This window comes from Streptomyces phaeochromogenes (genome assembly GCF_001418655.1).
Classification (GTDB): domain Bacteria; phylum Actinomycetota; class Actinomycetes; order Streptomycetales; family Streptomycetaceae; genus Streptomyces; species Streptomyces phaeochromogenes.
Map to the genome: position 1 here is coordinate 27,488 of NZ_LIQZ01000174.1, position 4,975 is coordinate 32,462.

A 4,975-nucleotide genomic window follows, 5' to 3' on the forward strand; every position below is an offset into this window, starting at 1 on the left:
CCTGTGGCAGGGGCGCACGCCGGACGACGTACAGCAGCCGCCTATTCTTCCACGGCCTCTGGCCTGCGCCAAAATCGGCCGTCGGGGCCGGGCTGCCAGCCGAGGATGGAGAGCATTTCGCGGTCCTTCTTGTCGAAGGCCGCGGGGTCGCAACGCTCAATGAGGTCCGGCCTGTTGGCCGTCGTGCGCTTCAGGGCCTCGTCCCGCCGCCAGCGGGCGATCTTCCCGTGGTGGCCGCTGAGCAGCACGTCCGGGATCCCACGGCCGCGCCACTGGGGCGGCTTCGTGTAGACGGGCCCCTCCAGGAGGTTGGCCATGGCTCCCGGCGCGAAGGAGTCGTCCCGGTGCGACTCCGCGTTGCCGAGGACTCCGGGCAGCAGCCGGGCCACGGCCTCCGTGACGACCAGGACGGCCGCCTCGCCGCCGGCCAGCACATAGTCACCGATGGACACCTCGTAGACGGGCATACGGGTCGCGTACTCGTCGATGACGCGCCGGTCGATGCCCTCGTAGCGGGCGGGCGTGAAGACCAGCCAGGGGCGCTCGGAGAGCTCGACGGCCAGCTCCTGGTTGAAGGGACGTCCGCTGGGTGTGGGGACGACCAGGACGGGCCCGTGGGAGCCCGTCTCGTAGCCGTCCGAGAGGACGGAGTCCAGCGCGTCGCCCCAGGGGTCGGTCTTCATGACCATGCCGGGGCCGCCGCCGTACGGGGTGTCGTCGACCGTGTTGTGCCGGTCGTACGTCCACTGCCGAAGATCATGCACGTGCACATTCAGCTGTCCACGCGCGCGTGCCTTGCCGACGAGCGAGACGTTCAGGGGTTCCAGGTACTCGGGGAAGATCGTGAGGACGTCGAGCCGCATTACGCCTCGTCTCCCGCGGAGGTGTTCTCGGCATCCCCGGAGGTGTTCTCGGTGTCCCCGGAGGGGTTTTCGGCATCCCTGGAGGAGGCGATTTCCGCCCGGTCNNGCGTCCGGGTCGACCTCGGCGATCAGCAGGGTGTTGCGCAGCGCCTCGGCGCCGTTCCGGTCGCGTACGCCCTCGAAGCGCAGCAGGAGACGGCCACTGTGCACCCGCCCCGTCTCGATGGTCAGCGGACCGGCCGAGGCGGGGTCCGTGGCCAGGACGGCACCGGGCGCGAGCCGCAGCTCCGGCTCGTCGGTACGTACCTCGACGGTGACCTCGCCCTTGATGCCATGGGCGCGGCCCACCCGCGCGACTACCAGCTGCACTTGCCTGATCTCCTGTCGTGTGGCTACGGCATGGCCGCGTAAGACGACTACGGGCCGGGGACGGCCCAATGGCCCTCCCCGGCCCGAGCCGGTGCTGCGTTTTACGTCAGCGGACGTGGTCCACGTCGACGAGGTCGACACGGACGCCGCGACCGCCGATGGCGCCCACGACGGTGCGCAGGGCGCGTGCGGTGCGGCCGTTGCGGCCGATCACCTTACCGAGGTCGTCGGGGTGCACCCGGACCTCGAGAACGCGTCCGCGACGCAGGTTGCGCGAGGCGACCTGCACATCGTCCGGGTTGTCGACGATGCCCTTCACGAGGTGCTCGAGAGCCTCCTCGAGCATGCTCAGGCCTCGGTCGACGCGGACTCGGCGGAAGCCTCGTCCTTCTTCTCAGCCTTCTTCTTCTGGGTGATGGCCTCACCCTTGCCCGTGTCGTCGCCGCCCAGGGCGTCGAACAGCGGGCGCGCGGCCTTCGGCTCGGCCACGAGCAGCGGCGCCGGGGCGGGCAGGCCCTTGTGCTTCTGCCAGTCGCCGGTCAGCTTGAGAATGGCGAGCACGGGCTCGGTCGGCTGCGCGCCGACACCCAGCCAGTACTGCGCACGCTCGGAGTCGACCTCGATGCGCGAGGGGTTCTGCACCGGGTGGTACAGACCGATCTCCTCGATGGCCCTGCCGTCACGGCGGGTACGGGAGTCGGCGACGACAATGCGGTAGTGAGGCGAACGGATCTTGCCCAGACGCTTCAGCTTGATCTTGACTGCCACTGGAGTGGTGTCTCCTGGTCTTGACGTGGTTGGGCACGACGAAATTGCCGCGTGGGGTTGCGGTACCCGAGTGCCCGATGGACGCGTCAGCCGGAGGAGAGAGGGGTCCTGTGCGGCTGTCGAGTACAGCTGGCCATTCTGCCACACCCTGACCGGGGCCTCGACCCGGGCAGCGCATGACCGGCCCGCGGCACGATCGGGCCCCACGCGGGTGTCGCCGTCGAGGTGGGCCGCTGCGCAATCCGGCACCCACGAGATGCCACTGCGCTCTCCCGCACACCCCGGCGGCACGACGGCCCGCCGCTACGACGACTGTCCGCTCACCCCGCTGCGGCGCCNNTCCGGGTGGTCCAGGCCCAGCTCCTCGGCGATCGCGAGGAATCTGCGGTTGTGGTACCGGCCGGCGCGGGAGGTGTCTCGGACACCTCGGGCGGCGGCGATGCCGTGGACTGCTTCGTGAAGCAGTCGTTCGAAGGAGAGCTCGTGTCCGCAGGCGGACGACGACTCTCCGATCAGGGACTCTGGCGCGGCAAGATCGGGCAGCTCGGGGTGGTGCCGCTGAATGTCGGCCCACGCCCCTGCCAGCTCTGCGGCGAGAACAGGTGGTGTCGTGCTCACGTAATGACAACGAGCCGGGGTGCCTCTGTGTTCCTATTCCGGGGCATCCCAAATAATTTGCACGTACCCGTCAGTTGCCGCTGATGCGTCCTGACGAGGGCGGGTGCGCTGATCTGCGGAGAAGCCTCGCAGTTCACACCTAGCCGGTACGTAGTGACTCGTACGCCGCGGCCTGTAGACGGTGTCCGCGCGCCGGGGCACCTGCGGTCATCAGATGCGCAAGAGGCGTTTCGGTCCTTCTCGCGGCGGAATGCCGGGGCTCAGTAGGCGCGGGCCACGACGGCGACGTTACCGGGTGCGTCGTCGCTCCCGGGCACCGACCCGTCCTCCGCGACCAGACAGCGTACGGTCACCGCGTGCGCCGCCAGCTCAGCCTCGCCCTCTTCGCCGAGGTTGACCCAGGGGATGCGCGCCCAGCCGCCGGCGACGGCGGCCTCGACGGCCTCCCCGATCGTCGACACCTCGGACGTCCGGGACTCCCGCCGCTCGCGCGACTGCGTCAGCAACAACGCCTGGTCCTCTTCGAGAACGGCGGGCAGCAACTGTACGAGGGACTCGATCGCCACCGGCTCCTTGCCGCCGGGGACACGGCGGGCCAGCATCGCGGTGCCGTTCTCCAGGTCACGGGGTCCGACCTCGATACGTACGGGCACGCCCTTGAGTTCCCAGTCGACGGCGCGGCGGCCGAACGGGGTGTCCGTGCGGTCGTCGACCCGGACGCGTACGCCCGCCGCCTTCAGCCGGTCGCCGACCTCGTGGACCTTGGCCAGAACCGCATCGTCGCCCTTGATGGCTAGGACCACGGCCTGCACGGGGGCGAGGCGCGGCGGCACCCGCAACCCACTGTCATCGCCGTGCGACATGATCAGGCCACCCACCATGCGGGTCGAGGACCCCCAGGAGGTCTGCCAGACGAGCTCTTCCCGGCCTTCCCTGGACAGGTACCGGGTGTTGAAGGCCTTGGTGAAGTTCTGGCCCAACTCATGGCTGGTGCCCATCTGCAGGGCCTTGCCGTCACCCATCATCGCTTCGAGCGTGAGGGTGTTGACGGCCCCCGCGAACCGCTCACCCGGCGTCTTCCGCCCCAGCACCACGTCGATGCCCAGGACGTTCACCATGAAGTCGGCGTACACCTTCTCGTGGATGTGCGCCGCGTAGTCCCGGGCGTCCTCGTACGTGGCATGGGCCGTGTGTCCCTCCTGCCACAGGAATTCCGTCGTACGGAGGAACACGCGCGGGCGCATCTCCCAACGGACCACGTTCGCCCACTGGTTGATCAGCAGCGGGAGGTCGCGGTAGCTCTGGATCCACTTGGAGAAGTAGTCGTTGACGATCGTCTCGGAGGTGGGGCGGACGACGACCGGCTCCTCCAGCTCCTTGCCGCCGGCGTGCGTGACGACGGCGAGCTCGGGCGCGAAGCCCTCGACGTGCTCGGCCTCTTTCGTCAGGTACGACTGCGGGATGAAGAGCGGGAAGTACGCGTTCTGGGCACCCGCCTCCTTGATCCGGGCGTCCATCTCCTGCTGCATCCGCTCCCACAGCCCGTAGCCGTAGGGCCGGATGACCATCGTGCCGCGCACCGGACCGTTGTCGGCCAGCTCGGCCTTGCTGATCAGGTCCTGGTACCAGCGCGGGAAATCGTCCGCCCGAGGCGTAAGAACAGGTGCCTTTGCCATGGCGCGATGGTACGGGCACATGTTGCCGGTATGTGAATTTTTGCGGCGCGCGCCGGTGGCACGCAAACCGGGCTCCGTAACCCCTGGACGCCACGACGAGCGCGGAGTTTCCTGGCATACGGGGGCGGAGTGCGCGCGCACTGCACGGGGGCGGAGAAACGGGGCACAAGAAGCAACTCTCGGCGGATTGGGGCGCTTTCGATGACACCTACGCTCGTGCGGCATCACCAACCTCACGCGGGGACTGTGCCCCGGGTGGATCCGTGGGCACGCGCGCGTGACTGGGCCGAGATTCAGGAGCGGATGCTCGTCCCGCTCTACGAGGCCGTGTACCAGCGGCTCGAAGTGGGCTCTGCCACCCGGTTGTTGGGGCTCGGCTGCGGATCCGGTCTCGCGCTGCTCATGGCGGCCTCCCGAGGTGCCGGGGTCACCGGTGTCGATGCCGGCGCGCCCGAGCGGCTGGCTCTCGCACGGGAGCGGTTACTGCCCCAGGCGTGGGGCACGCGTGCGCGTGCCGGGACTCGGCTGGTCGACGGTGAGCCGACGGACCTCGCGTCCGGTGCGGGTGACCTGGAGCCGTCCGCGTACAACCTGGTGACGGCCTTCGAGCCGATCGGGTGTGTGGGCGGGGACTCCGAAGGGCTGGGTGAGTTGCTGGCGGGGGCGCGTCCGCTTGTGGGG

Annotated in this window: 4 protein-coding genes and 3 pseudogenes; 1 reads left to right on the top strand and 6 read right to left on the bottom strand. The window is 69.3% G+C overall.

Translation table 11 applies throughout. The features are described from left to right. Positions 1-41: 41 nt before the first annotated feature. The 6 genes and pseudogenes from trmD to proS all read right to left on the bottom strand — a co-directional run bounded on the left by trmD (position 42) and on the right by proS (position 4,294). Positions 42-863: a tRNA (guanosine(37)-N1)-methyltransferase TrmD gene (gene trmD / locus AOK17_RS51310; RefSeq protein WP_055614594.1), complete on the bottom strand. Its 822-nt coding sequence runs from the start codon at positions 861-863 to the stop codon at positions 42-44. Between the two features lie 106 nt (positions 864-969). Beyond that, positions 970-1,232: pseudogene (locus AOK17_RS51315) on the bottom strand (ribosome maturation factor RimM); the annotation flags it as partial. Positions 1,233-1,338: 106 nt separating this feature from the next. Next, positions 1,339-1,578, bottom strand: coding sequence for an RNA-binding protein (locus tag AOK17_RS23925; protein ID WP_003973401.1), 240 nt, complete (start codon positions 1,576-1,578; stop codon positions 1,339-1,341). Between the two features lie 2 nt (positions 1,579-1,580). After that, positions 1,581-2,000, bottom strand: a complete 420-nt coding sequence (rpsP, locus tag AOK17_RS23930; protein ID WP_055614596.1) for a 30S ribosomal protein S16 — start codon at positions 1,998-2,000, stop codon at positions 1,581-1,583. A gap of 340 nt (positions 2,001-2,340) precedes the next feature. Further along, positions 2,341-2,618 (bottom strand): annotated as a pseudogene (locus AOK17_RS52430) (hypothetical protein); the annotation flags it as partial. 260 nt (positions 2,619-2,878) lie between these two features. After that, positions 2,879-4,294, bottom strand: a complete 1,416-nt coding sequence (proS, locus tag AOK17_RS23940) for a proline--tRNA ligase (RefSeq protein WP_055614597.1) — start codon at positions 4,292-4,294, stop codon at positions 2,879-2,881. A gap of 201 nt (positions 4,295-4,495) precedes the next feature. Here proS and AOK17_RS23945 point away from each other — a divergent pair. Further along, positions 4,496-4,975 (top strand): annotated as a pseudogene (locus AOK17_RS23945) (SAM-dependent methyltransferase); the annotation flags it as partial.

Excerpts from the sequence above, each read along its gene's own strand:
- trmD (WP_055614594.1), bottom strand. The coding sequence starts at position 863 with ATGCGGCTCGACGTCCTCACGATCTTCCCCGAGTACCTGGAACCCCTG.
- AOK17_RS23925 (WP_003973401.1), bottom strand. The coding sequence starts at position 1,578 with ATGCTCGAGGAGGCTCTCGAGCACCTCGTGAAGGGCATCGTCGACAAC.
- proS (WP_055614597.1), bottom strand. The coding sequence starts at position 4,294 with ATGGCAAAGGCACCTGTTCTTACGCCTCGGGCGGACGATTTCCCGCGC.